Origin of the sequence: Methylomonas stagni (assembly GCF_050154735.1) — a bacterium.
Classification (GTDB): Bacteria; Pseudomonadota; Gammaproteobacteria; order Methylococcales; family Methylomonadaceae; genus Methylomonas; species Methylomonas koyamae_A.
In genome coordinates this window covers 1,716,820-1,741,632 of the sequence record NZ_CP189557.1, presented here as the reverse complement: position 1 = coordinate 1,741,632, position 24,813 = coordinate 1,716,820, and the positions used below count along the sequence as shown (strand labels likewise).

Annotated in this window: 22 protein-coding genes; 20 read left to right on the top strand and 2 right to left on the bottom strand. The window is 51.6% G+C overall.

The annotated features are described in order from the left end of the window. Window positions 1-92: 92 nt before the first annotated feature. Both ACP4CD_RS08170 and htpG read right to left on the bottom strand, forming a co-directional pair. On the bottom strand, window positions 93-1,052 hold the full coding sequence (locus ACP4CD_RS08170; protein WP_168028834.1) for a restriction endonuclease: 960 nt from the start codon (window positions 1,050-1,052) through the stop codon (window positions 93-95). Window positions 1,053-1,264: 212 nt separating this feature from the next. Continuing rightward, the gene (htpG, locus tag ACP4CD_RS08165) at window positions 1,265-3,205 is read right to left on the bottom strand and encodes a molecular chaperone HtpG (RefSeq protein ID WP_426994192.1); all 1,941 of its coding nucleotides are present in this window, start codon (window positions 3,203-3,205) and stop codon (window positions 1,265-1,267) included. Window positions 3,206-3,332: 127 nt separating this feature from the next. On the opposite strand from htpG, the gene ACP4CD_RS08160 reads away from it, so the two are divergent. The 20 genes from ACP4CD_RS08160 (at window position 3,333) to ACP4CD_RS08065 (ending at window position 24,686) form a co-directional block, all read left to right on the top strand. After that, window positions 3,333-4,961 carry a response regulator gene (locus tag ACP4CD_RS08160; RefSeq protein WP_426994191.1) on the top strand — a complete coding sequence of 543 codons (1,629 nt, stop codon included), beginning with the start codon at window positions 3,333-3,335 and terminating at the stop codon, window positions 4,959-4,961. A 3-nt stretch (window positions 4,962-4,964) separates the two neighbouring features. Then, window positions 4,965-5,648, top strand: a complete 684-nt coding sequence (locus tag ACP4CD_RS08155; protein WP_426994190.1) for a sensor histidine kinase — start codon at window positions 4,965-4,967, stop codon at window positions 5,646-5,648. Between the two features lie 271 nt (window positions 5,649-5,919). Next, window positions 5,920-6,990: a dTDP-glucose 4,6-dehydratase gene (gene rfbB, locus ACP4CD_RS08150; RefSeq protein ID WP_168028829.1), complete on the top strand. Its 1,071-nt coding sequence runs from the start codon at window positions 5,920-5,922 to the stop codon at window positions 6,988-6,990. Window positions 6,991-6,994: 4 nt separating this feature from the next. Then, window positions 6,995-7,891, top strand: a complete 897-nt coding sequence (gene rfbD / locus ACP4CD_RS08145) for a dTDP-4-dehydrorhamnose reductase (protein ID WP_426994189.1) — start codon at window positions 6,995-6,997, stop codon at window positions 7,889-7,891. 2 nt (window positions 7,892-7,893) lie between these two features. Continuing rightward, complete coding sequence (gene rfbA / locus ACP4CD_RS08140; protein ID WP_064030821.1) at window positions 7,894-8,778, top strand: glucose-1-phosphate thymidylyltransferase RfbA; 885 nt, start codon at window positions 7,894-7,896, stop codon at window positions 8,776-8,778. 1,131 nt (window positions 8,779-9,909) lie between these two features. After that, window positions 9,910-10,284: a hypothetical protein gene (locus tag ACP4CD_RS08135; RefSeq protein ID WP_157197952.1), complete on the top strand. Its 375-nt coding sequence runs from the start codon at window positions 9,910-9,912 to the stop codon at window positions 10,282-10,284. Window positions 10,285-10,314: 30 nt separating this feature from the next. After that, complete coding sequence (rfbC, locus tag ACP4CD_RS08130; RefSeq protein ID WP_064030819.1) at window positions 10,315-10,866, top strand: dTDP-4-dehydrorhamnose 3,5-epimerase; 552 nt, start codon at window positions 10,315-10,317, stop codon at window positions 10,864-10,866. A gap of 273 nt (window positions 10,867-11,139) precedes the next feature. Next, window positions 11,140-12,174 carry an N-acetylneuraminate synthase family protein gene (locus ACP4CD_RS08125; protein WP_064030818.1) on the top strand — a complete coding sequence of 345 codons (1,035 nt, stop codon included), beginning with the start codon at window positions 11,140-11,142 and terminating at the stop codon, window positions 12,172-12,174. A gap of 12 nt (window positions 12,175-12,186) precedes the next feature. Next, window positions 12,187-12,717 (top strand): KdsC family phosphatase, encoded by a 531-nt coding sequence (locus tag ACP4CD_RS08120; protein WP_064030817.1) that lies wholly within the window; start codon window positions 12,187-12,189, stop codon window positions 12,715-12,717. After that, window positions 12,704-13,516, top strand: a complete 813-nt coding sequence (locus ACP4CD_RS08115; protein ID WP_426994188.1) for an SDR family oxidoreductase — start codon at window positions 12,704-12,706, stop codon at window positions 13,514-13,516. Before ACP4CD_RS08120 ends, ACP4CD_RS08115 begins: the two co-directional genes overlap by 14 nt. A gap of 3 nt (window positions 13,517-13,519) precedes the next feature. Beyond that, window positions 13,520-14,986, top strand: a complete 1,467-nt coding sequence (locus tag ACP4CD_RS08110; RefSeq protein WP_426994187.1) for an aldehyde dehydrogenase family protein — start codon at window positions 13,520-13,522, stop codon at window positions 14,984-14,986. After that, window positions 14,983-15,747 carry an acylneuraminate cytidylyltransferase family protein gene (locus ACP4CD_RS08105; protein ID WP_426994186.1) on the top strand — a complete coding sequence of 255 codons (765 nt, stop codon included), beginning with the start codon at window positions 14,983-14,985 and terminating at the stop codon, window positions 15,745-15,747. Before ACP4CD_RS08110 ends, ACP4CD_RS08105 begins: the two co-directional genes overlap by 4 nt. 15 nt (window positions 15,748-15,762) lie before the next feature. Beyond that, entirely contained in the window at window positions 15,763-17,700 is a 1,938-nt protein-coding gene (locus ACP4CD_RS08100) for a transketolase C-terminal domain-containing protein (protein ID WP_426994185.1), read from the top strand. Then, window positions 17,693-18,493 carry an ABC transporter permease gene (locus ACP4CD_RS08095; RefSeq protein ID WP_064030812.1) on the top strand — a complete coding sequence of 267 codons (801 nt, stop codon included), beginning with the start codon at window positions 17,693-17,695 and terminating at the stop codon, window positions 18,491-18,493. The genes ACP4CD_RS08100 and ACP4CD_RS08095 overlap by 8 nt, the downstream gene beginning before the upstream one ends. Then, window positions 18,483-19,859 carry a polysaccharide ABC transporter ATP-binding protein gene (locus ACP4CD_RS08090; RefSeq protein WP_082885642.1) on the top strand — a complete coding sequence of 459 codons (1,377 nt, stop codon included), beginning with the start codon at window positions 18,483-18,485 and terminating at the stop codon, window positions 19,857-19,859. Before ACP4CD_RS08095 ends, ACP4CD_RS08090 begins: the two co-directional genes overlap by 11 nt. A 13-nt stretch (window positions 19,860-19,872) precedes the next feature. Then, window positions 19,873-20,916: a sulfotransferase gene (locus ACP4CD_RS08085; protein ID WP_426994184.1), complete on the top strand. Its 1,044-nt coding sequence runs from the start codon at window positions 19,873-19,875 to the stop codon at window positions 20,914-20,916. 2 nt (window positions 20,917-20,918) lie between these two features. Then, window positions 20,919-21,428 (top strand): methyltransferase, encoded by a 510-nt coding sequence (locus ACP4CD_RS08080; protein ID WP_426994183.1) that lies wholly within the window; start codon window positions 20,919-20,921, stop codon window positions 21,426-21,428. A gap of 147 nt (window positions 21,429-21,575) precedes the next feature. Continuing rightward, entirely contained in the window at window positions 21,576-23,006 is a 1,431-nt protein-coding gene (locus ACP4CD_RS08075) for a hypothetical protein (protein ID WP_426994182.1), read from the top strand. Next, window positions 22,993-24,117, top strand: a complete 1,125-nt coding sequence (locus tag ACP4CD_RS08070; RefSeq protein ID WP_064030808.1) for a putative sugar O-methyltransferase — start codon at window positions 22,993-22,995, stop codon at window positions 24,115-24,117. Before ACP4CD_RS08075 ends, ACP4CD_RS08070 begins: the two co-directional genes overlap by 14 nt. Next, on the top strand, window positions 24,114-24,686 hold the full coding sequence (locus ACP4CD_RS08065; RefSeq protein ID WP_426994181.1) for a hypothetical protein: 573 nt from the start codon (window positions 24,114-24,116) through the stop codon (window positions 24,684-24,686). The genes ACP4CD_RS08070 and ACP4CD_RS08065 overlap by 4 nt, the downstream gene beginning before the upstream one ends. The last annotated feature ends 127 nt before the right edge of the window (window positions 24,687-24,813 follow it).

The window sequence follows — 24,813 nt, the reverse complement described above, 5'->3', positions numbered from 1 at the left end:
CGCGGCACCTTAGAAACAAACGGTATTCGAGAAAATTTGAACCTCGTTTCGTAAGGTTCGTTAGCTCACCGCGCGCTACGGGCTACGCTGGCTCAATTCAATATTTCAAAATAAGGATTTTTATCAACAGTGGCGGCTTCGACTTTCCTTTTCAGAAACTCGATAAGATCATTCTGCTGCTCTAGCAATCGAACTATTTCGTGGAGAGAAATTAGCGCTATCGTTTTTTGCGCCAATGCTTCCCGGCAACTTGAGATTGCCGTGTCCGAATAGCCGTTAGCTGCAATGAATAAGCCTCTGACATCGTGCCGCCCATAAATTCTAACGAGGTGTTGCGCAAGCTTGTCAACCCCGATTGGCTCTTTAACCCACTTCATTTCGATGAGGTATATGTGCCCACTGAATTCGATGACGCCGTCAATTTGCTCAAGTACTCCAGCCCCTTCTGGATCAACGCGCCGAAAGTCCTCACGAATGAGGATGTCATAGGCTTGAAAGAAAGAATTCAAAACTTTCTCAAGTTGTTTTCCTCGTTTTTGAGGATCATTTTCCATCGAAAAAAGGGCATATAAATCATTTTTGACCTGCTCGATAGCATTGCCTTTTTTCTTTTTAGCTTCAATCTCTTGCTGCCGGATTTCGGAGTTAAACTGTTTTTCTCGCTCCCTCTCCTTCGCCATGCGGGTGAAAGAATCTTTAACATTTACAACTCGTCTGAGTTCTCCTACCAACCCTTTTGCCTTAAGTTGGTCATTTGGCCAACACGTGGAGAAATCTTCGAACTCAACAACGCGCTTTACAATTTCGCGGCGAGCTTTCAGGTGAGAATCACCTTTTTCATTGACCCGCTGTATCATCGTCCGCGTTATTTCGTATTTGTTTAAACTCTCGCGATTTGTTTTTAATTGGAGGGATAGATCAGACATTTCCCCATCGGACACACCAGCACCACGAAAAAACACAAGAATGTCATTTTTAGATCGACAGAGAAGCGGAATAGTATCGACTAATAGATTGAGAACGTCCGGTGGATAGTGATATATGTCAGCCATATTGGATTGTAACTTCGCTTTGTTGCGCTAAAGAGATAATCGAACAATTTTCGCATATCTTTGAGTAATAGCTAATATGCAGAGTTGTCTTGTCAATGCTGTTAACCAACAAAAAAGGCCGGTTTCCCGGCCTTTCTCAATTGATGGCTCGTTTGATCAACAAACCCTATCGAAAGCCAACGTGTTGGGTTACGGCTGGCGCCTAACCCAACCTACTTCAATAGGTTTTGCAACAAGCCATTCAACTTATGCACAAACGCCGCCGGGTCGTCCAATTGGCCGCCTTCGCTGAGGATGGCTTGGTCGAACAAAATATGGCTGATGTCGGCAAAGCGGGCGTCGTCCTGCTCGTTTTTCAAGGCCTGGACGATGGCGTGGTCCGGGTTGATTTCGAAGATCGGTTTGCTGTTGCCGCCCATGCCGAACATCCCGCCGGATTGGCCGGCTTCCTTCATGATCCGCTCCATGTGCAAACTCATGTCGTAGGCGCCGGTGACCAGGCAGGCCGGGGAGTCGGTCAGGCGGTGGCTGATCTTGACTTCGCTGACTTTGTCGTCCAGCACTTCCTGGATTTGCTTGACCACCGCTTCGAAGTCCTTGCTGACTTCTTCCTGGTGTTTTTTCTCTTCTTCGCTGTCGAATTTGTCCAGGTCCAGCTCACCCTTGGCAATCGATTGCATATGCTTGCCGTCGAATTCGGTCAGGCTGGATACCAGCCATTCGTCGATGCGGTCGGTCAGCAATAAGACTTCGATGCCTTTCTTGCGGAATACTTCCAGATGCGGGCTGCTTTTGGCGGCGGCGAAGCTGTCGGCGGTGATGTAGTAGATTTTTTCCTGGCCTTCCTTCATCCGGCTGACATAGTCGGCCAGCGACACGTTTTGGGTTTTGTCGTTGGTGTGGGTGGACGAGAAACGCAGCAAGCCGGCGACGCGGTCCTTGTTTTTGTGGTCTTCGATCGGGCCTTCCTTGATGACGTTGCCGAACATTTCCCAAAAGCTTTGGTATTTTTCGGCGTCGTTTTCGGCCAGGTCTTCCAGCAGGCCCAATACTTTTTTAACCGCGCCGGCTTTGATATTGCTGATTTGCTTGCTTTGTTGCAGGATTTCCCGCGACACGTTCAGCGGCAAACTGTCGGCGTCGATCACGCCGCGAACGAAGCGCAAATAGCGCGGCATCAGTTGTTCCGGATCGTCGGTGATGAAGACTTTCTTGATGTACAGTTTGACGCCGTGCTTGGCGTCTCGGTCCCACAAGTCAAACGGCGCGCGGCCGGGCACGAACAACAGTAGGCTGTATTCGTTGGTGCCTTCGACCTTGCTGTGGACGTGGACCAGCGGGTCCTGGAAGTCGTGGGCGACGTGTTTGTAGAATTCGTTGTATTGTTCTTCGGTGATGTCGTCCTTGGACTTGGTCCACAAGGCCGATGCGCTGTTGACGGTGTCGTCCTCGACGCGGGCCGGCGCGGTTTCGTTGCCGTCGTCGTCTTTCTCGGCCGGGACTTCCTTGCTCATGATGATGGGCAGGTTGATGTGATCCGAGTATTTTTTGATGATGGAGCGCAGTTTCCATTCGCTCAAGAATTCGTCTTCGCCGTCTTTCAGGTGCAGCACGATTTCGGTGCCGCGATCGGCTTTTTCGACCGAGGCGATGGTGTATTCGCCCAGGCCGTCTGATTCCCAGCGCACGCCTTGGTCGTGCGGCGCGCCGGCCTTGCGGGTGGTCAGCGTGACTTTGTCGGCGACGATGAACGAGGAATAAAAGCCGACGCCGAATTGGCCGATCAGTTCGCTGTCCTTGGCTTGGTCGCCGGTGAGTTTTTCGAAGAAGGCTTTGGTGCCGGACTTGGCGATCGTGCCGATATGGTCTTGGACTTCCTCGCGGGTCATGCCGATGCCGTTATCGGTGACGGTGATGGTCTTGGCTTTTTCGTCGAAATCGACGCGGATTTTCAATTCGGCGTCGCCTTCGTACAGGCCGTCGTTGGCCAGCGCCTCGAAGCGTAATTTGTCGGCGGCGTCGGAGCCGTTGGAGATCAGCTCGCGCAAAAAGATTTCCTTGTTGCTGTACAAGGAGTGAATCATCAAATGCAGCAGGTGTTTGACTTCGGTTTGGAAACCCAGGGTTTGTTTATTGGCTTCAACAGTGCTCATGTCTATACTCAATTAGGTTGTGAAACGGACTGGGGCGACTTGGGGATGCCGACGAATTTTTTCAAGACCCTAACGATAAAGTTTGACGGAGCGTGCGATTGAACTGTTTGTTGATGTTTAACCGGCAATGAAATTTAGTTTATTAGGTAAGGCGACCTTGCTCGTCGACGACAATCCGGTGATGCGTAAGGCGATCAGGGAGATGTTGTACGCGCTGGATGCCGATCAGGTCAGCGAGGCCGACAGCGGTCAGGCTGCGATCATGGCAATGACTAAAACCCGTTTCGATGTCGTCTTGTGCGATTACAACCTTGGACCCGGCAAGAACGGCCAGCAGGTGTTGGAGGAGGCGCGCTTCCGCCGCTTGATCGATTATCGCTGCGTGTTCGTGATGATCAGCGCCGAACAATCCACCGCCGCGGTCTTGGGGGCGATGGAAGGCAAGCCCGACGAATACCTAACCAAGCCGTTCAACGCGCAGCAATTGATCAGCCGGCTAAGCCGCAATTTCGCCCGCAAGGATTTTTTGGCGCCGGTCGAGCGAGCCATCGACAAGGGCAATCTGCCGCTGGCGATACAGCAGTGCGACCACTTGCTGGCCCAGAACGATAAGAAGATGCATCTGAATTTGCTGAAATTGCGCGCCGAATTGGCGATTTCCGTCGGCGATTTCGACAAGGCCAGGGCGATTTATCAGGAAGTGCTGCACCAGCGCGAGCTGTCCTGGGCCAGGATAGGCTTGGGTGTCATCGATTTTCAAAACAACAACATCGAACAGGCGATTGCCGGATTCCGTAGCTTGATGGCCGAAAATCCGATGCTGATGGAATGTTACGATTGGTTGGGCAAGGCCTACGAGGCGCTGGACCAGTACGGCGACGTCGAGAACGTGATGCATCAAGCCTTGGAGTTGTCGCCGCAATCGATACTGCGGCAGAAAAAATTGGCCGAAACCGCCGACAAAAACGGCAATCTGGAAACCGCCGAAAAAGCCTATAAAAACGTTGTTAAATTGGGGAAGCATTCGGTGCATCGTTCCAGCGCCGATTATGCCGGGTTGGCAAGGCTTTATGCGCGAAGCAATGCCGGTACTCAGGCCCTGCAAGTCCTGGAAGAAATGCGTAAGGAATACGCAAACCAGCCCGAGGCCGATTTGCGGGCTAGCGCGCTGGAAATCGAGGTGTTCAAGGCGCTGGGTAACGAGGACGCGGCGGACAAGGCATTGCAACGCACCGTCCAGCTGGCGGGCTTGCTTGGTAACAAGGCGCCCAGGGAATTGCAGTTGGAGGTGGTCAAGGCCTGTTTCCAGAACGACCAGCACGGCAAGGCCGAGGAAATTTTGTACGATTTGATCAAATACCACATCGACGACGACGCGTTTCTCAACGCCGTCCGCAAGATGCAGAGCGACATTGGTCTGCACAATCATTCGGAAATCCTGATTCAAAAAACCAAACAGGCGTTGATTGCCGCCAATAACCGCGGCGTGGCCTTGTACAAGCAGGGCAAGTTCAAGGAGGCCCTGGATTTGTTCGAGCAGGCCATCGTCAACTTGCCGGACAATAAAACCATCATCTTGAATATGCTGAAAATCATGATCCACGATCTGAAAGCCAACGATTTCGACGAGGAGAAAAATCGCCGCACCAAGGCCTTATTCAAGAAAGCCAAACAGGTCGGAGTGGACCCGCATAAATTGGGCATTTTGCAGATCGAGTACGCCAAGTTGCTGCACGCCCATTCGGAACGGATCTAATCGATGACGGCGCGGGCGGATCAGGCCGGGATGTTTCCGGCGGTGCTGGCGTCCACCGTCCACGATATTAAGAATTCGTTGGGCATTTTGTTGGAACTGACCCGGCAATTGGCCGTGAAGTATCAGGATCGGGCCGAGGACATCAACCAGTTGGAGTTCGAGGCGACCCATATCAATCACACGCTGATGCAGTTGTTGGTACTGTATAAAATCGATGCCGATAAGTTTTGCCTGATGATCGACGCCTATCCAGTCATCGATATTCTGAATGAGGCCAGAGACCAACAAAGCCGTTTGTCGCGCTTGAACCATGTCGAGGTGGTTATCGAATGTCCGGACGATCTGCTGTGTTTTTGCGATTACCCGCAGGTGACCAATGCGCTGGCGACGATTTTGAACAACGCGCTGCGTTATACGCGGGAGAAGATATTGGTCAGCGCCGTCGAGCAGGATGGCTATTTGCGGTTGGCGATTGAGGATGACGGCAAGGGGTATCCATCCGAGATACTCGACGCCGATCTGAGCGGCAGCGTCGATTTGGATTGGATCGGAGGTAATACCGGTCTGGGCTTGTTTTTTGTGTCGGTGATTGCCGCTTTACATAAAAACGGCGAGCAGAGTGGCTATGTCCGCGTCGATAACCGCAGTCGGCTCGGCGGAGCGCGGTTTTGTTTGTTTTTGCCTTAGTCCGGAAATTGTCAGCAGCTGGACAGCTAACAGTAGTTCTAAGGTACAATACCGACAAAACAGTTTTCTTATCCGTTAAGGACACCCTACTGATGTAGGGATGTAGCAAAGCGAACAATATTGTATCCTCGTTAGGAGCGTCGGTGGATTTTGCGTGGCGGTAGGCAATGCAAAGCGAACTTTCCGGTTTGGTTGGTCGGTTCGTAGTAGCTTGGGGAGCCGGCGGGTTCGGATAGGTTGACGTCTTTAATAACTTGCTGATTTGCAACTCATGACTTTATTAGTGACCGGCGGCGCCGGATTTATCGGTAGCAATTTCGTTTTGGATTGGTTGGCGCAACACGACGAAGCCGTCGTGAATCTGGACAAGCTGACCTATGCCGGTAACCCGGAAAATTTGGCGACGTTGCAAGGCGACGGCCGGCACGTCTTCGTCAGGGGCGACATCGGCGATTATGGCTTGGTGTTGGATTTGTTGAAGCAGTATCAAATCCGGGCCGTCGTCAATTTCGCCGCCGAATCGCACGTCGATCGTTCGATACACGGTCCGGAAGATTTCATTCAAACCAACGTGCTCGGCAGTTTCCGCCTGCTCGAAGCAATCAGGGCTTACTGGGGCGGGCTGGATGAAGCCGGCAAAAGCGGGTTTCGCTTGCTGCACGTGTCCACCGACGAGGTCTACGGATCGTTGGAAAAAATCGATCCGCCGTTTGCCGAGACCAACCAGTATCAACCTAACAGTCCCTATTCGGCCAGCAAGGCCGCCAGCGACCATTTAGTGCGCGCTTATCACCATACCTATGGCCTACCGGTGTTGACCACCAATTGTTCCAACAATTATGGCCCCTACCATTTTCCGGAAAAGCTGATTCCGCTGTGCATCCAGAATGCGTTGGCCGGCAAGCCTTTGCCGATCTATGGCGACGGCCAGCAAATTCGCGATTGGTTGTACGTCAAGGATCATTGCAGCGCGATTCGCCGAGTGCTGGAAGCCGGCAAGGTTGGCGAGGTGTATAACGTGGGTGGTTGGAACGAAAAGGCCAATCTCGACGTGGTCAACGTGCTGTGCGCGATACTCGACGAACTGCAAGCGCGCGCCGATGGCAAGTCCTATGCCGAGCAAATTACCTACGTCACCGATCGCCCCGGTCACGACCGCCGCTACGCGATCGACGCCGGCAAGCTGGAACGCGAACTGGGCTGGAAGCCGGCCGAATCTTTCGAAACCGGCATCCGCAAGACGGTGGAATGGTATTTGGCGAATCAGGATTGGGTGCAAAACGTCATGTCCGGCGAATACCAATCCTGGCTCGACAAAAACTACGCGGAGCGCCAAGCCTAATAGTATGAAGATTCTACTGTTTGGCAAAAACGGTCAAGTCGGCTGGGAACTACAGCGTAGCCTGGCACCGCTTGGCGAGCTGGTGGCCTTGGACAGACACAGCCGCGACTACTGCGGCGATTTGGCCGATGCGGCGGGCATCGCCGACACGATTCGCCGGCTCGCTCCGGACGCGATCGTCAACGCCGCTGCCTATACCGCCGTCGATAAAGCCGAGAGCGACGCCGAAACGGCCCAGTCGATTAACGCGTCAGCCCCGCAAGTCATCGCCGAACTGGCCCGTTTATGCGGCGCTTGGCTAGTGCACTACTCGACCGATTACGTCTTCGACGGCAGCGGCGAACGTCCTTGGCTAGAGGACGATGGCGTTAATCCGCTTAGTGTCTACGGCCGGACTAAACTCGCCGGCGAACAGGCGATTCAAGCGTCCGGCGCCAAGCATCTGATTTTTCGGACCAGTTGGGTGTACGCCGCGCGCGGTAACAATTTTGCAAAAACCATGTTGAGGCTAGCGCGGGAGCGCGAGCAACTGGCGGTGATTGCTGACCAGATCGGCGCGCCGACCGGCGCGGAATTGATCGCCGACGTGACTGCCCATGCGCTAAGAGCTACCGTCTGCAAACCCGATGTCTCCGGGGTTTATCATTTGGCCAGCGCTGGTGCTACCAGTTGGCATGCCTATGCCCAACACGTGTTTAGCGTTGCCCGCCAACACGGCGAAATCCTGAAAGCCGCCGAAGCCGACGTCAAGGCAATTGCGACTAGCGAATATCCAACGGCGGCCCAACGTCCGCTCAACTCGCGTTTGAACACCCAAAAACTGCAAACCACGTTCAATCTCCAAATGCCCGACTGGCAAATGGGTGTGGAGCGGATGTTGGCGGAAATTTTAGGAAATTAGTCATGGCAAATCGCAAAGGCATTATTCTCGCCGGCGGCTCAGGTACGCGGCTGTATCCGGTCACCAAGGCCGTCTCGAAACAGTTGTTGCCGATTTTCGATAAGCCGATGATTTACTACCCGCTCAGTACGTTGATGCTGGCCGGCATACGCGATATTCTGGTGATTTCCACGCCCCAGGACACGCCCCTGTTTCGGCAATTGCTGGGCGACGGCAGCGATTGGGGTATCAACCTGCAATACGCGGTGCAACCCAGTCCGGATGGTTTGGCGCAAGCCTTCATTATCGGTCGAGAATTCATCGGGACCAGTCCGAGTGCATTGGTGTTGGGCGACAATATTTTTTACGGTCACGATTTGCACGTTCAGCTAAGAGGCGCCACGGAACAGGCTAACGGAGCCACGGTGTTCGCCTACCACGTCAACGATCCGGAACGCTACGGCGTCGTTGCCTTCGATGCCGCCGGCAAGGCCACATCGTTGGAAGAAAAACCGATCAAGCCGCAAAGCAATTACGCCGTTACCGGCTTGTATTTCTACGACAATCGGGTTGTCGATATCGCCGCCGAATTAAAGCCGTCGCCGCGCGGCGAATTGGAAATCACCGACGTTAATAAAATCTATTTGGCCGAGCAGCAGTTGAGCGTCGAAATCATGGGACGGGGTTACGCTTGGCTGGATACCGGTACCCATGCCAGCCTTATTGAAGCCAGCAATTTCATCGAGACCATAGAAACCCGGCAAGGTCTGAAAGTCGCATGCCCGGAAGAAATTGCTTGGCGTAGTGGCTGGATTGGCGATGAAAAAATCGAAGAATTGGCGAAACCACTTGCTAAGAACGGCTATGGAAAATACCTGCTTGGACTGCTTGATAAGCAGGTGTTTTGAGGATTTGAGCGGGTTTGTCGAGGCTAAGCGGCGAGTATGAAAAATTCTAGTGCCGAAGAGTAGACCATCATGGCTGCGTAAGTCGATTTGGAAGAGCTCGCCAAACAACTGGACGAATGAATTATTGATGATTTGCGAAATGGGATTGCTCAAAAATATGGATATACACAGAGGGCATGTTGGAAAGCGATCAAGGTGTGTTTGAAGGCGTAAAATCGAATCGACGGAAGTTCGCCAAAAAAGTGGTAAAGGCTTATTGCTTGGAGGATTGTGTTCAAGAGAGTGATTTTGTAAAGTTAATCCAGGTAATTGAAGACCGTAACCGCTTAACAGGTTGTTGAAAAAAGAATCTCGGTGGAAAAATTTTACAAAATTCTCCAATTTGTCACTAAAAGGCATTTGGCTGCAATGAACAGTCAAGGGCTTACAAAATTTTATTTTGCGGGAAATACGTTTTTGGGGACAAAATTGGAGCAGATTTTTAAATTTCAGCAGCCTGTTAAGTCATAATCATGACGAACATTATTTCGCCAAATTTTGAGTCATTTAACCCACTATGTTTTGGTTTATAAATGTGTTCGGGAGGCATTTGTTATCGCCGCGGACGGGAAAGTACGCACGTTAAAATGTTTAAATATTTCCCTCTTCGAAATGCCAGTGAACTCAATCCAGCGAATTTTACAGTATGCGATTGGCCGAAAATCAGATTAGTCTGATATTAAATACCGTGAATCAAATCGGTGGAGCGGAAATTGAGGTTTTTTTGTTGGGTTTTCGGCTAAATAACTCCGTTAAAGACAGCGATATTGATTTATTAATCGAGACCTCGTCCACATTGCCTCTGCTTCAGCGTGCTAAGAGCTACAAATGCAACCGGAATCGCTGCTAAGTATGCCGGTTAACTTGGTTTGTAAGGCTACGAATCAAGACGCTACGCCTTTTCAAATTATCGCCTGCAATAATGCAGTAAAATTAACGCGTGAATCCAACTAGCCTCGACGCGGAAAAGCAGTATTTAGCTGAGTTGCTGGAAGCGATATAGCGTTCGTGTATTTTTTGCTCGCGTCTAGCTATAAAATCGCTTGGCCTTTAACGGCGATGCAGTTGGAAGTATACAGAAGGAATATCGTCTTGTTCGAAACGCTGGCTGCCATTAACGAGCGCTTCGCCAAATTACAAGATTTGCTTGCAGCAGCGATGCGCCACGCGTGTTTGCTTTCCGGTGAACCCAGCGATCGATTTTTGAAGTTGTTGAGTTTCTTTCAGAAAGTTGGCGTGATCATTTCGGTGGAAAATTGGCAGTTGTGTCGTGCCGCCAGAAGCTTTGCGGCACATGATTACGAAATCAATTACGCCATAATTGCCGAGCATTTCAATAATTTGAGTGATTTAGTATCCGAGCTTTTTGGAGTTTCGGCGCGTTCACTGTTTTGTGATGAATTAATAAGGGTTTCGCTAAAAGATAACGACTTTGCTTCCGATTTTATCGCAATAACTACGCAATAATTTTAATCTTAATATTCAATAAGTTCAGCCATGCAAGCGACCCGATTAACAATACCTGACGTCATCCTGTTCGAGCCTAAAGTCTTTGGCGACGACAGAGGTTTTTTCTTCGAAAGCTTTAACCAGAAAATTTTTGAGGCCGCGACCGGTCTATCCACATCTTTCGTTCAAGACAACCATTCCAAGTCACAAAAAGGCGTACTCCGAGGCTTACATTATCAATTGCCGCCAAATGCGCAAGGCAAATTAGTTCGAGTGATCCAGGGTGAGGTTTTTGACGTCGCGGTCGATATTCGTAAAAGCTCTCCGACTTTCGGGCAATGGGTTGGCGAGATACTGTCGGAGGAAAATAAACGGCAAATGTGGATACCGGCCGGTTTTGCTCACGGGTTTTTGACGCTGTCCGAGTCGGCGGAGTTTTTATATAAAACGACGGATTACTATGCGCCGGCGGCGGAGCGGGCCATTATTTGGAACGATCCCGAGATCGGCATTGAGTGGCCTCTAGGCGGTCAGTTGCCGATTTTGTCGGGCAAGGATCAGCAGGCAGGCGCTTTGGGTCTGGCTGAGATTTTTTCGTGAGTTCAATCTTTATCACTGCGACAGTCAACGGATGCAGTCCCAATCAGGTATCGGAACACTGTCAATCGCGTGAATCATGCTAACAACTTCGATTTGCCGGGGCGATGTGGCGTCTTTATGATCGTTAATCGCGAACGTTCGGTGTGAAACATCCGCCATTCGTTAGGTTCTTCAAGTAATAACGCGCCACACCGATCGATCGCCAAATGCAGTTTTCGGATTGCCCAAAAGTACAGTCGGATGGTATCATCCGCCGACTGATCTGGAGGGCTAATGTTTGGAAAAGAGAAACTGGGCGATAAGGCGTTTATCATTGCTGAAGTCGGTCAAAATCATCAAGGCGACTTGGAAGTTGCCAGGGAATACATCAGGGTTTTTGCGTCAGCCGGTGCCGACGCCATCAAGTTTCAAACTCGTAACAATCGATATTTATTTTCTCAAGACGCTTACGAAGCATCCTACGATAGCGAAAACGCATTTGCCGACACCTACGGCGAACATCGCGAAAAGCTGGAATTAAAACCGGAGTGGCTGTCGATCCTGAAACAGGATTGCGCGGAACATGGCGTTAAGTTCATGTCGACCCCGTTTGACGAGCCGAGCCTCGAATTGTTGGAAGACATTGGCGTCGATTTGATGAAAGTCGCGTCGTTTGACTTGGGCAATTTGCCGTTCATCAAACGTATTGCTCAAAAAGGCAAACCGGTCGTGATCAGTATCGGCGGAGGCAAAATCGATCAAATTCGCGCCAGCGTCAATTTGCTGTTGGAACACAACAGTCAAGTCGCGGTGTTGCATTGCGTTTCCGAATATCCTTGCGAATACGATCGCTTGGGGTTGGAAAACATCGAACTGTTGATTAAGGAATTTCCACAATGCGCGATTGGCTTGTCCGATCACTTTAACGGCACCTTGTCCGGTCCCATTGCATACATGAAGGGCAGCAGAGTGTTCGAAAAACACGTGACGCTGAATCGTGCCTGGCGAGGTACCGACCATAGTTTCGCGCTGGAGCACGAGGGTTTTCGTAAGTTCGTACGGGATATCCACCGGGTACCGGCGATGATGCCGCGCAAGGCTGAGGAGTCGCTGGGTCAGGAACGGGTGTTTAAAAAGCTAGGTAAGTCCTTGGTCGCCTACCGGGATATCAAGGCCGGCGAGGCCATCGATCTGGAAGCCCTGTCCGGGCGGATTTTTCGGACTCAATACATTCCGGTGCGGGAAGCCAATCGGGTCATCGGTTGCGTGGCCAAGCGGGATATCGCAAAGGGAGAGGCCTTACAGTATTCCGATATCGACGCGGCTTAAAGAGGGTGACGGTTGAATATTAGTCGACAACTGTTGAGCGCTGTCGAACTCGTCGTATTCGATTTCGACGGCGTGTTTACCGACAACACGGTTTTCGTCGATCAAGAGGGTAAGGAATCGGTCCGTTGCTGGCGTAGCGATGGGCTAGGCCTTTCCCGCTTGCGCGACAGTGGCGTCAAAACCTTCATTATTTCCACCGAGGCCAATCCGGTGGTGTCCGCGAGAGCGAAGAAGCTGAAAATCGATTGTCTGCAAGCGATCGAAGACAAGGCGGCGGCAATTCTTTCCACGTGCCGAAACCTGGGTGTCGATCCGGCGCAGACCCTGTTTGTCGGTAACGATATCAACGACATCCCCGCATTCAAAGTGGTCGGTTTACCGGTAGCGGTGGCCGATGCCTACCCTGACGTCTTGCCTTACGTCATTGCCAGTACCGCCAAACCCGGTGGTTTCGGCGCGGTTAGGGAAATCTGCGATGCCATTGTCCAAGCCAAGCAGGCCGAGTCCAAGGCTGAGGAGGATATGATTCATGTCAGCCGATAATTTGTTCGACGTCAGCCGGGAACTGGTATTGATTACCGGCGTATCCGGCCAACTCGGCTCGGAATACGCGCGGGCCTTCTTGGAACGGGGTGCCCGCGTGGTTGGTTTGGATGCCAGGACTTCGCCGGCCAGCGAGGCTTTGCTGGCCGAATTCCCAGAACATTTTGGATTTTACCCGGTGGACGTCACTGCCAAGGCCACTCTGGAACAAGCGGCCAGCGAGATTGCCGAGCGCTTTGGGGTTGCTAGCGTATTAATCAATAACGCCGCGATCGATTCGCCACCGTCGGCGCCACCGGAAGAAAACGGCCCGTTCGAAGACTACCCGGAAGCTTCCTGGGACAAGGTGATCGACGTCAATTTGAAAGGCGTCTATCTGTGCTGTCAAGTGTTTGGAGCTTTGATGGCGAAGGCCGGTCGTGGCTCCATCATCAATGTCAGCTCAATTTACGGCGTGGTGTCGCCGGATCAAAGTCTGTACGAATACCGTCGCCAACGCGGCGAGGTGTTTTTCAAACCGGTAGCCTATTCGGCGTCAAAGTCCGGCATTTTAAACCTGACCCGCTATTTGGCGGTTTATTGGGGCAAAGCGGGCGTCAGGGTCAATTCGTTGACGATAGCCGGCGTCTTCAACCAGCAGGAGCAGGCATTTTTGGACGCTTATTGCGGGCGGATTCCGGTCGGACGCATGGCAGACAAGCAGGAGTACAACGGTGCGGTGCTGTTTCTTGCCAGTCCCGCATCGCAATATATGACCGGATCTAACTTAGTGGTGGACGGCGGCTGGACCGCAATTTAAAGCATGAGCGAATCAGTCACGGACATCTTAAATTGGATAGCGGGACGCCCCGTTGTCGCGCAATCCCAGGCTTGGCTGGATAAGTTTAATCCGCATAACGGTCGTTTGTTGTATCGAGTATTGAGTTCCAGCGCTGCCGACGTCGATTATGCGGTGGTCGCCGCGAAGTCCGCTCTTGCCGAATGGTCGGGCCTGACACCGGTGCGGCGCGGCCAAGTCCTGACCGACATCGTGGCGTTGATGAAGCAACGCGCCAACGAACTGGCCGACTGCATCGCGGTCGAGACCGGCAAGCCGCCGCAAGACGCCAAGGGCGAGGTAGGCGGCGCTATCATGCAAGGCGAATTCTTTGCCGGCGAGGGCATGCGTTTGTATGCCCGCTCGTTGACTTCCGGCATGCCGGGCAAATACAGTCACACCGTGCGTCAGCCGCGCGGATGCGCGGGTTTGATCGTGCCGGCGAATACGCCGATCGCCAACATCGCCTGGAAAACCTTTCCGGCACTGATTTGCGGCAACAGTGTGGTGTTAAAAGCCGCCGAAGATTCGCCGCGTATTGCTTTACTGTTTGCCGAATTGACTAAAGAAGCCGGATTGCCGGACGGCGTATTCAACGTGATTCAAGGTCTGGGCCAGCCGGCCGGCGCGGCCTTGGTAGAGCATACTGGTGTGGACGTAATCAGTTTTACCGGTTCTACCGCGGTGGGTCGTTGGATAGCCGCGACCGCCGGTCAGCGGCTGGCGCGGGTTTCGCTGGAATTGGGCGGCAAAAATCCGTTTGTGGTTTGCGACGATGCCGACCTGGATCAAGCCGTGCATTGGGCGGCATTGTCGGCGTTCAGCAACGCCGGCCAACGTTGCGCCGCCGGCAGCCGCATCATCGTGTTTCGTTCGATTTACCCGGCCTTCGTCGAAAAACTGGTCGCCAAGGCCGAATCCCTGAAGTTGGGCGTCGAAGCCGGTTGCGATTTGGGCCCGCTGATCAATCCCCGCCAGCACGCGGCGGCCCTCGCGGCGATAACAGAGGCCGGCAACGCTGGTGCCAAGATTTTATGCGGCGGCGGGGCGCCGGATTCTGAAGCATTGGCAGGGGGCTATTACGTCAAGCCGACCCTGATCGAGGGTGTCGACCCAAATAGTGGCTTAAGTTGCCAAGAAATTTTCGCGCCGGTCGCGACTCTATATTCGGTCGATACCTTGCAGGAAGCCTTGGCCTTAGCGAACGCCGGTGAATACGGTTTGACTGCCGCGATCCACACCGGGAGCGTCGATCGGGCGATGTGGTTTGCCCAACGGGTCAGGGCCGGGGTGGTGAATATCAATATCGGGACTTACGGCAGCGAGCCGCACATGCCGTTCGGGGGCTTTGGCGCGTCGGGCAACGGCACTCGCGAGCCGGGCGTCGAGGCATTGGACGTGTATTCCGAGTTGAAGAATATTTCCTTTTTGGTTCGGAACGATCAGGTATGAACGTCTCCAAACCGCGCGTAGTGGCGTTCATTCCGGCCCGGTCCGGTTCCAAGCGGGTGCCGAACAAAAACGTGCTGGAATTGGCCGGTCATCCGATGTTGGCATATTCGGTACGCGCCGCTATAGACAGCGGTGTATTCGACGCGGTGATTTGCGCGACTGACAGCGAGCAGTATGCCGCGGTCGCCCGACATTATGGCGCCGAAGTGCCTTTCTTGCGGGATGCCGCAATTTCCGGCGATAAGTCGCCTGATATCGAATGGGTGGTTTGGATGCTGGAGCAACTAAATCAGCAAGGCCGAACATTCGATGCGTTCAGCATTCTGCGTCCGACCAGTCCGTTTCGTTTGCCGGATACCATTCGTCGTGCTTGGGAGACTTTTGTCGCCGATCCTCGTGCCGACTCGTTGCGCGCCATCGAAAAATGCAAGCAGCATCCGGGCAAAATGTGGGTGGTGCGCGGACAACGGATGTTGCCGCTGATGCCGTTCAGCAACGGCGACACGCCTTGGCACAGCAGCCAATACGCGGCATTGCCCGAGGTCTACGCGCAGGATGCCAGTCTGGAATTGGCCTGGACCCGCGTGCCGCTGGAACAACACAGTATCGCCGGCGAGGCGATCATTCCGTTTATCAGTCAAGGCCTGGAAGGCTATGACATCAACGAACCCGAAGATTGGTGGCTCGCAGAACGTTTGTTGGCGAACGGTCAAGCCATCCTACCGATGATCGACATAGCGCCGTACTCGGCCGACGCATAACAATTTGGAGTTTAGATGGGCGATTTAGCCGGACAAGCCGTAGACGGCACCCTGTATTATTTGGATTACTCGCAGTTCGAGCGTATACGCCGCACGGAATTGCCGGCAACCCAGCGCGTGGCGCTACTCGCCGACATGTGTCGGTTGAATACGCTGTACATGATCGCTCGCGCCGGTTCCGGCCATATCGGTAGCAGTTTCAGTAGCATGGAGATATTCAGCTGGTTGCTATTGGAAGAATTGGATATCGCCGACAACGTAAAAGCGGCGGGCGATTTGTTTTTCAGTTCCAAGGGTCACGATGCGCCGGGCTATTACTCAGTGCTGATGGCCTTAGGTAAACTGCCGTTCGAATTAATCCACAAATTGCGGCGCATTGACGGTTTGCCTGGCCATCCGGACGTCGGCACGCCTGGCATGATCACCAACACCGGCTCGCTGGGCATGGGCATTTCCAAGGCCAAGGGCATGGTGCAAGCCAACCGCTTACTGAAGCAAGAAGGTCGCGTCATGGTGTTGACCGGCGATGGCGAGTTGCAGGAAGGCCAGTTTTGGGAGTCGTTGGCCTCGGCGGTCAATCACGGCTTACACGAGATTACCGCGATCATTGATCACAACAAATTGCAGTCGGATACCTTTGTCAAAAATGTCTCGGACTTGGGCGATTTGGAAGCCAAGCTGAACGCCTTTGGCTGGCGAGTGGCGAGGTGCGACGGCAATGATGTCGGGGCGCTGGCGGCGACTCTGGCCGGGATTCGCGACGACGCCAGGCCGAAAGTGATCATCGCCGACACGGTAAAAGGCAAGGGTGTGTCCTTCATGGAGCACACCTCGCTGGATTCCGACGTGGCGATGTACCGTTTTCACAGCGGAGCGCCGGACGGCCCGTCTTACCGCCGCGCCGCGCAGGAGTTGATGGATCGATTGAAGCTCCGCGTCGCCGAATTGGGGCTGGAACCGCTAGAGTTCGAAGCCATCGAGCGAGAGCCTACCGCGCCGCCGCCGGACACCGCTCAACGTTTGATTCCGGCTTATTCGCGTGCGCTGCTGGAACAAGCCGCCAAACATCCCAATCTAGTCGCGCTGGACGCGGACTTGGTGTTGGACACCGGCCTGATCCCGTTTCGCGACCAATATCCAGAGCGTTTCTTCGAATGCGGCATCGCCGAGCAGGATATGGTGTCGATGGCCGGCGGCATGGCGCTGAAAGGCTTGTTGCCCATCGTGCATTCGTTCGCTTGCTTCCTATCGGCTCGTCCCAACGAGCAGATCTACAACAACGCCACCGAGCATACCAAGATCATTTACGTCGGTTCGCTGGCCGGCGTGGTACCCGGCGGTCCCGGCCATTCGCACCAAGCGGTGCGCGACATTTCCGCGCTGGCGGCGATCCCCGACCTGACCATCGTCGAACCGAGTTGCGAAGCCGAAGTCGGGCCGTTATTGGATTGGTGCATCAACGAGGCGCCGGGTAGTTGTTATATCCGCTTGGTGTCGTTGCCGTGGGAAACGCCATATGTCTTGCCTGCAAGTTATAGACTTGAGGTTGGATGCGGTGTTGCGTTGACGCCGGGCGAGCAGGTCGTTGTATTCGGTTATGGGCCGGTGTTGCTTAGTCAGGCGGTATTGGCGGCGCAAACCTTGGCCATGGAAGGCTTGGCGGTCAAAGTGATTAGCTTTCCTTGGTTGAATCGGGTCGATCCCACTTGGTTGACAGGGATCGTTAACGGTGCGAAACGGATTGTATGTTTGGATAATCAATATCTACCAGCGGGCGTTGGCTCGATGTTGCGGGCCGCTCTCGCCGGAGTGGTCAATGAGGATGTCGAACTGGCCATGGTGGGTTTAACTGGTGTACCGCCTAGTGGCAGTAACCCGCAAGTGTTGGCTGAGGTCGGGCTGGATGCTGCCGCGCTAGTTCCGATTTTTAGTTTTGGGTTAGTTGATGAGTAACAGCCGGTGGCGAGCGGTGAGCCCCAGTGAGTTGTGGGCTCGGCGCAATCTGATGCTCATGCTGGTTATGCGTGATATTCGCTTGCGTTACAAGCAATCCGCGCTTGGTGGCTTCTGGGCCGTGGCACGGCCCTTGGTGCTGATGGTGGTATTAGCTTATTTGTTTGGAGGTGTAGCCAATTTGTCTGCCAGTGGTATTCCTTACCCGATATTTGTGTTTGCGGCTTTAATTGCGTGGGACCTGTTTGCAAATGTCATTCAAGGTTGCGCAAGCAGTATTACGTCCAACAAAGTGTTGGTTGAGAAGCTTTACTGCCCACGGCTATTGTTTCCGCTGATAGCAGTTTGCGTTGCGATGTTTGATTTTTCGATAAGTTTGTTGGTATTTGCAGGGTTAGCTTTGTTTTACCAAGTTTATCCGCCAATTGAAGTTTGCTGGCTGCCTTTGTTGGTCGTGGCGGTTGTCGTGGTCGGGTTGTCGGTTGGGTTATGGTTAGCGGCAATTGCGGTTTGGTTGCGCGATGTTAAATTCGTGACGACGTATTTGATTCAGACTTTGTTGTTGTTAACGCCGGTCGGTTACGGCATGGCCGCGGTGCCGGAAAAATTTGTGTTTATTGTCAACCTCAACCCCATGGCGACGATTGTCGGCGCGTTTCGTTGGGCACTATTGGGGTTACCGGCTCCAAACACCGTTTTCGTATCGATGTCGGCGGCTGTCACGGTGCTGTTGTTGATCGGTGGGCTTTGGTTTTTCAATAATTTGGAAAGGTCTTTTGCCGATGTCATCTAATTCGGTGTTGCTCAAGGCTGACGGTGTCAGCAAACGTTTCCAAATGGGCGAGTTCGTTGGGTTAGTGCCGGCTCTACGCGCCATGAAACGAATGGTAGGCAATCCCTTACAATATTTTCGGGAGCGGAGGCAGGGGCGGGGCGCAATCAACCATGCTCGCTACGAGCAAAGTGGTTCGACTAAATTCTTGTGGGCTTTGCGAAATGTCAGTTTTGACCTGCGTCGTGGTGAGCGGGTTGCGATACTAGGACGTAACGGTGCCGGCAAAAGTACCTTGTTAAAGATTTTGGTTGGAATTATGGCACCCACCGAAGGTGAAGTGTCTTTTCATTGTCGGATTATCCCGTTAATGGGGGTTGGCGCTGGGTTTCACCCGGAGTTGACTGGTCGGGAGAATATTTTTGTCTATGGCGGATTGCTCGGTGTATCCGCTGACGAAATTAAGGCTATATACGACGATATTGTGGCGTTTACCGAGATTCCAGAGTTCATGGATACACCGGTCAAGCGATATTCAAAAGGAATGCGCGCACGCTTAGGCATGGCCATAGCATTGAATTTGCAACCGGAGATGTTGGTTGTCGATGAGGTGTTGGCGGTAGGCGACGTTCCATTTCGCGCTAAATGTATGGAGAAAATCGAAGCGATGTGCGATGCGGGTACGACTTTGCTGTTCGTTTCGCATAGCGTGGCTCGGGTGAAGGCTTTGTGCGACCGCGCGTTGCTACTGCGTGAGGGGAGGTTGATTGACGATGGAGATGTCAGTCGAGTATTGAATAGGTACATTGCCGAAGACTTGGCCGGAGAGAGTCCGCAGGAATCCGACATCGACGATGAGTCTATAACTGAGCGACATAGCTATCTCGGCCGGGTGGATTGGGAGCTTGAAAACGCGCCGGGCGACGAGGTGGTGAGAATTTGCATGGTGCGTGTTACCGATGCCAAGGGTGTTGAGAAACAGGAATTCGACATCGTTGAACCAATACACCTTGAAATGGAATATGTCGTTTATGAAGATGGTAGGACTTTGAGACCTCGCTTTCAGTGTTTTGATGAAAAACTGAATTTGTTGTTTGCCACAATTGACACATCGACACAATGGAGAGAACAGCGGCGCGAGGCTGGAATCTATAGAAGTAAAGCGATAATTCCCGGTAATGTACTCGGCGCGCAGACTTTCGTCGTCGGTGGCGCGGTGTTTACGCATGTTCCCTTGGAAAAGCATGCCATAACTGGTGAAGTAGTTTCGTTCAAAGTTAATGAAGTTTACGATCTAAACACAGCGCAGACAGACTTTTGTCGCCCATTGCATGGTTATTTTCGACCGCTATTAAATTGGCATACTGAAATTATTCATCTTGAATAACTTGGATAATAAAATGTTCGAAACGGTCAGGCGCGCAAATTTAATCGATCCGTGGAATAACGACAGCGTTATTTCGGAGCAAAGAACTCGCTTTGTTGTTCCGGTGAATCAACCGTTGGTATTGATATCTGAGGTCCAGCGTAGTGGGGGAACTTTGCTCACGCAATTGTTGGATCAACACCCGCAACTGCATGTTCATCCTTCTGAATTGCATATTGGTCGGCCAAATAAGCGTTTTTGGCCAAAGCTTAACTTGGAACTATCTGCTGACGATTGGTTCGATCAGCTTTGGGAACATCCCGCATTGCTTCACGCAAGGGATGGCTATTCGAAACCTGGAAAATATAGCCATGCAACCTTGCCCTTTCTGTTTTTGGGAACCTTGCAGAAACAGTTGTTTAAGCAATTGCTCGAAGAGAAGTCGGTACAGTCGCAGCGTGATATTTTAGATGCTTACGCCACGTCTTATTTCAACGCTTGGCTTGATTACGCGGGGTTATATCGCGATCCGAAAACAGTTAAGTATTGGGTAACATTTGTAGCGCGAGTAAGTTTCGATCCAGACAATATAACCGGTTTTTTTAGTGATTACCCTGATGGCTATTTTGTTAGCGTGGTGCGTGATCCAGTGTCCTGGTTTGCGTCTGCTTCCAGATATATGCCTGAAGTTTATGGAAATGTTGAAGAAGCATGTAATTTATGGCACCACTCAACTGAAAGAGCTTTAGCTGAGTTTCAGTCTCGCCCAGAAAAGGTTTTCTTAGTATCATTTGAGCAGCTAGTTGCCAACTCATTTGAAATAATTAACAACTTATGCGATTTTCTGAATATTTCTCCTATCGCATCAATTGACTGTATTAGGCCAACATTCAATGGGATGCCGATCAGCAGCAATAGTTCGTTTGATACTTCAAACTACACAGTTTTACAAAACTCACTTGATCGATCGAAGTATTTGGCAGACGATTTAATTTGCTATATTCGTCAATACTGTGGTGAGTTGCACGAAGATGCTATGGCGCTTATTGCTAGTTTAGGCTCGATAAGGAGAAAATGATTTTGGATATAGAAATTGTGGATTGGAAAGCTAGGCCAATAACTAACAAGCCGGAAATGTATTTTAGTGATGCAACACAGCAGCCACCGAGTGTCGATCATCTGTTGGAGACCCATCACCAATTTTATGGTCGACCTTGGGCGTTAGGCAAATGTTTGTTCGATACAGCCTTGGAATGTGGTATCAAACCGCAATTCAATGTATTAGATTTTGGGTGTGGTGCCGGGCGACTAGCTATATGGCTAGTCGGTTATCTAGAATATGGCCGTTATTTCGGTGTGGAGGCTCACTATAACTCTATCGACGCTTTGTTGCGATACGAGCTTCCGCTGTATGGTTTGTCTCATAAAAAGGCGAGAGTCTTACATGATTCGGAGATTAATTTAGATGTTTTTGGAGCTTCTTTCGATTTTGTGATCGATGCATATTCGTCAGTTCATCTGGATTCTGCAAGAGCAGCTGTTTATAGAGAGCGTTTGCCGACGGTCGTAAAAAAGGAGGGATGGTTTTGATTTCTCCAGTACCTGAGCGCTGTGATAATGCATTTTTTCCGGAATTTGAGGTGGTACGACGGTTCTCTTCGAGTTGCGAGTTAATACTGAACTCCGGAAAGGATAAAATTACGGAGTGGAGCCTCTTTAGGAAATTGAGCTGAATTTATGAAAGTATTATTTGTTGGGCGTTCGGTATTTCATTTTTCCTACTATGACTCGTTGTTGCTAGGTATATGCCGCAAGGGCTACCAAGTCGAGGCATTGTTCGATGAAAGATGGAGCCAAAACCAGCCCGATGCCGCGTTACAAAAGTTTGTCGCAGCAGGTCACGCTAATTTTTCTTGGCGTTGGGCAGTGCGCCGGGGCGGCATATTACGAGATTATATTTTCGGAATGCGTGAGTTGCGTTCTTACGCCAGCTATCTGCGCCGACCTAATCAATCCGATTTTTACTTAAATCGATGGGCAAATTATTTACCATCGGCGTTAAGGGGCTGGATAACCAGGTCGGTTGTACAAGCCTTGCTGAAACTCCCTCTTATTGATGGTTTATTTCGCTTGCTTGAGGCAGCGGCGCCGGCGGCGCTCGAGGTAGTCGCGGACATTCGCCGTTCCGCCCCGGATTTAATTGTGGTGTCTCCCGGAAATATGCGCTTCGACGAGGAAATCGAATACGTAAAGGCGGGAAAGGTACTCGGCGTACCTACGGCGATCGTGACATTGAGCTGGGACAATCTGACCACCAAGGGGCTATTTCACGTTAAGCCGGACCTGTTGTTTTGTTGGAATGACGCGCATGCGCGGGAAGCTGTCGAAGTTCACGGCATCCCTGCGTCAAACGTATTAAAAATTGGTTCGATGTTTTTCGATAAATGGTTTGCCGCGAAAAGTCACATATCGGATCGGCAAGCGTTCTGTCATAAAGTCGGACTCGACCCTCACCTACCGTTCTTTCTTTATTTGGGGTCGTCATCGAATATAGCTAACGACGAGTCCTGGCTGGTGGAAGATATCTTAAGTGCGTTGCAAAGCCATCCCAGCGCAGCGATAAATCAAGTCCAGCTTCTCGTGAGACCCCATCCGGCCAATTCAAAAAATTACTTGAGACTGGATGGCCGGCAAGGTTTGGCGTTGTGGCCGAAAGTTGGCGCATTACCTGAGTCGGACGAATCTCAAGCCGATTTCGTCGACTCGGTACGGCTTGCGGTTGCCGCGATTGGGATCAACACATCCGGAATGATCGATAACATTATTTTGGGCAAACCGTGTGTCGCTATCGTGACCGAGCGATACAAAAAGACCCAGGATCAAGCAATTCACTTTGGCCACTTATTCAGGTCTGGAGCGCTGGAAGTTGTTGGGGACGGTTCTCAATGTGTGGCGGCCATGGCCGCGCTACTGGACGGAGACGATAAGAAATGCGCGGCTCGCGAAGAGTTTGTACGTGCTTTTGCTCGCCCCTATGGTTTAGCACACGCTGCTGGCGACTTGGGAGCGGTGGCATTGGAAATATTGGCAAAAAATAAAAAATGGTCTCGGCAATCGCAAGATCAATTTCTTTCAGCATTGGAGAGGGTAAAAAGTGAATTTGAGTAGCTATGATCGCAATTTTGGTCAGGTTGTCGAGTCCGCCAAGCAGGAGTTCGGATATCAGAACTATTTGTTGGTCCGGGAATGCGTATTGCAAATGTTAGCCGAGTCTTCTGGCGAAGCCGCTTTGCCGAGCCATTATTGGGAAGAAGAGCTTGCCGGCTTTGATTATTTGTTGGATGCCTCTCCGTTAATTATTCGTAAATTACGCGAGCACAGCTACCATATAACCGGATTGAAATCTTACGAATACCGACACCATCATGCTCACAAGGCCGAACCCTATCGGCAAAAGCTTGCAGCTCTCAGAGCTGTCGACGCGAGTGATTTGTTCGTGGCCGAAGCTCCGCTTCTAGGTGGGTTTGGGCATGAAATCGACGGCGTGTTAGTAAACATCGATACTTTAAAATTTTACGAATCCTTGATTGCATTGGATCGCGCGGGCGCGCTCGTACCATTGAAAAATGCCGGAACCCGACCAGTGGTAGTTGAAATCGGCGGAGGGTGGGGTGGTTTTGGTTACCAATTTAAGAGGCTTTTGCCCAATACAACTTATGTCATCGTCGATTTGCCTCAGACAATGTTGTTCTCCGGGGTTTATTTGAAAACCCTGTTTCCTGAAGCAAAATGTTTTGTCTACGGCGAGGGTGGGCATAAGGTTCCTCCGTTGCCGTTGGAGCACTACGATTTCGTATTCATGCCGCATTTTTCTATAGACGATTTCAAGCCAGAACGCATCGACCTGGGTATTAATATGATTTCATTTCAGGAAATGACTTCCGAACAAGTGACTGGCTACGCCCGCTGGTTTTGGGAAAATGGTTGCGAATTCCTGTATAGCCATAATCGGGCTCGTTCCGCGCACAACAACCAATTGTCGGATGTGGCAGTGCTTCTCACGCAGGGATACCAACTAAAACCTTTTGAGGTGTTGTCCATGCCTTATACGGTCCTCAATGTGCCTAGCCAAATACCATGGGCCTCGGACCCCAAGAAAATGGCGCGGCAACTTTTGCAACGCATGTTAAAGCCGGTTAAGAAGGCGGCCGGCTCTCATCTAGATTATCGGCATTTGTTCGGGCGTCGCAAATCTCGTTTCGAGGGAGGTAACGCATGAGTCAGATCGCCAAATTAACTATCGTCACGGTTGCTGGTCCGGGTGACGAAGCGTTGGTGCTGCGTAACATCGAGTACATTCATCGTAAAAATCCGGACGCGTCCTACCATATCCACGTTTTAGACAATGGTAGATTTCATGGTTTTCCCGAACTGGAATTAAAGCTCCCGAACGTTACCGTTCACACTGGAGAACCTTCGGATTATCGTAAGCCAGACGCTTGTCGCGGTAGTTATCAGCACGCGACAGCCTTGAATCGGTTCTTACGTGAACAAGAGATCGATACCAGATATCTAATGATTTTAGATCCTGACTTTTACGTGGTGCGAGACAATTGGATTACGGATGCACTTCAACATATGGCAGAAGCCGGCCTTTGGTTTATGGGGGTTCCGTGGCATCCGAAATGGTATTCCAAGCATCGTTATTTTCCCTGTGTGCATTGTATGTTTGTCGACCTGAGTGTTATTAAACCCAACGAGCTGGATTTCACTCCAGATTTGATTGTGCGGGGTCAAAAAGCTGATCGGCGTAACGGTGTCGCTAAAGAGTTTGAAAAAAGTCAATAACGGCTGGCAATGGAGAAGTGGTTTTTGTTCCGCGAAATTGGATGCCGGTTTTATGGGAGATCGTTCGGAGTGCGTTGCAGGAACTTTGTCATTGCTACGCCGAGGCTCGGCAACCAATTCCGCGAGG

What these genes read in the sequence shown, in the direction of transcription:
- ACP4CD_RS08100 (WP_426994185.1), top strand. Translation starts at nt 15,763, where the DNA reads ATGGGCGATTTAGCCGGACAAGCCGTAGACGGCACCCTGTATTATTTG.
- ACP4CD_RS08155 (WP_426994190.1), top strand. Translation starts at nt 4,965, where the DNA reads ATGACGGCGCGGGCGGATCAGGCCGGGATGTTTCCGGCGGTGCTGGCG.
- ACP4CD_RS08095 (WP_064030812.1), top strand. Translation starts at nt 17,693, where the DNA reads ATGAGTAACAGCCGGTGGCGAGCGGTGAGCCCCAGTGAGTTGTGGGCT.
- rfbD (WP_426994189.1), top strand. Translation starts at nt 6,995, where the DNA reads ATGAAGATTCTACTGTTTGGCAAAAACGGTCAAGTCGGCTGGGAACTA.
- rfbA (WP_064030821.1), top strand. Translation starts at nt 7,894, where the DNA reads ATGGCAAATCGCAAAGGCATTATTCTCGCCGGCGGCTCAGGTACGCGG.
- rfbB (WP_168028829.1), top strand. Translation starts at nt 5,920, where the DNA reads ATGACTTTATTAGTGACCGGCGGCGCCGGATTTATCGGTAGCAATTTC.
- ACP4CD_RS08090 (WP_082885642.1), top strand. Translation starts at nt 18,483, where the DNA reads ATGTCATCTAATTCGGTGTTGCTCAAGGCTGACGGTGTCAGCAAACGT.
- ACP4CD_RS08075 (WP_426994182.1), top strand. Translation starts at nt 21,576, where the DNA reads ATGAAAGTATTATTTGTTGGGCGTTCGGTATTTCATTTTTCCTACTAT.
- ACP4CD_RS08105 (WP_426994186.1), top strand. Translation starts at nt 14,983, where the DNA reads ATGAACGTCTCCAAACCGCGCGTAGTGGCGTTCATTCCGGCCCGGTCC.
- ACP4CD_RS08160 (WP_426994191.1), top strand. Translation starts at nt 3,333, where the DNA reads ATGAAATTTAGTTTATTAGGTAAGGCGACCTTGCTCGTCGACGACAAT.
- ACP4CD_RS08085 (WP_426994184.1), top strand. Translation starts at nt 19,873, where the DNA reads ATGTTCGAAACGGTCAGGCGCGCAAATTTAATCGATCCGTGGAATAAC.
- htpG (WP_426994192.1), bottom strand. Translation starts at nt 3,205, where the DNA reads ATGAGCACTGTTGAAGCCAATAAACAAACCCTGGGTTTCCAAACCGAA.
- ACP4CD_RS08065 (WP_426994181.1), top strand. Translation starts at nt 24,114, where the DNA reads ATGAGTCAGATCGCCAAATTAACTATCGTCACGGTTGCTGGTCCGGGT.
- ACP4CD_RS08170 (WP_168028834.1), bottom strand. Translation starts at nt 1,052, where the DNA reads ATGGCTGACATATATCACTATCCACCGGACGTTCTCAATCTATTAGTC.
- rfbC (WP_064030819.1), top strand. Translation starts at nt 10,315, where the DNA reads ATGCAAGCGACCCGATTAACAATACCTGACGTCATCCTGTTCGAGCCT.
- ACP4CD_RS08125 (WP_064030818.1), top strand. Translation starts at nt 11,140, where the DNA reads ATGTTTGGAAAAGAGAAACTGGGCGATAAGGCGTTTATCATTGCTGAA.
- ACP4CD_RS08110 (WP_426994187.1), top strand. Translation starts at nt 13,520, where the DNA reads ATGAGCGAATCAGTCACGGACATCTTAAATTGGATAGCGGGACGCCCC.
- ACP4CD_RS08115 (WP_426994188.1), top strand. Translation starts at nt 12,704, where the DNA reads ATGTCAGCCGATAATTTGTTCGACGTCAGCCGGGAACTGGTATTGATT.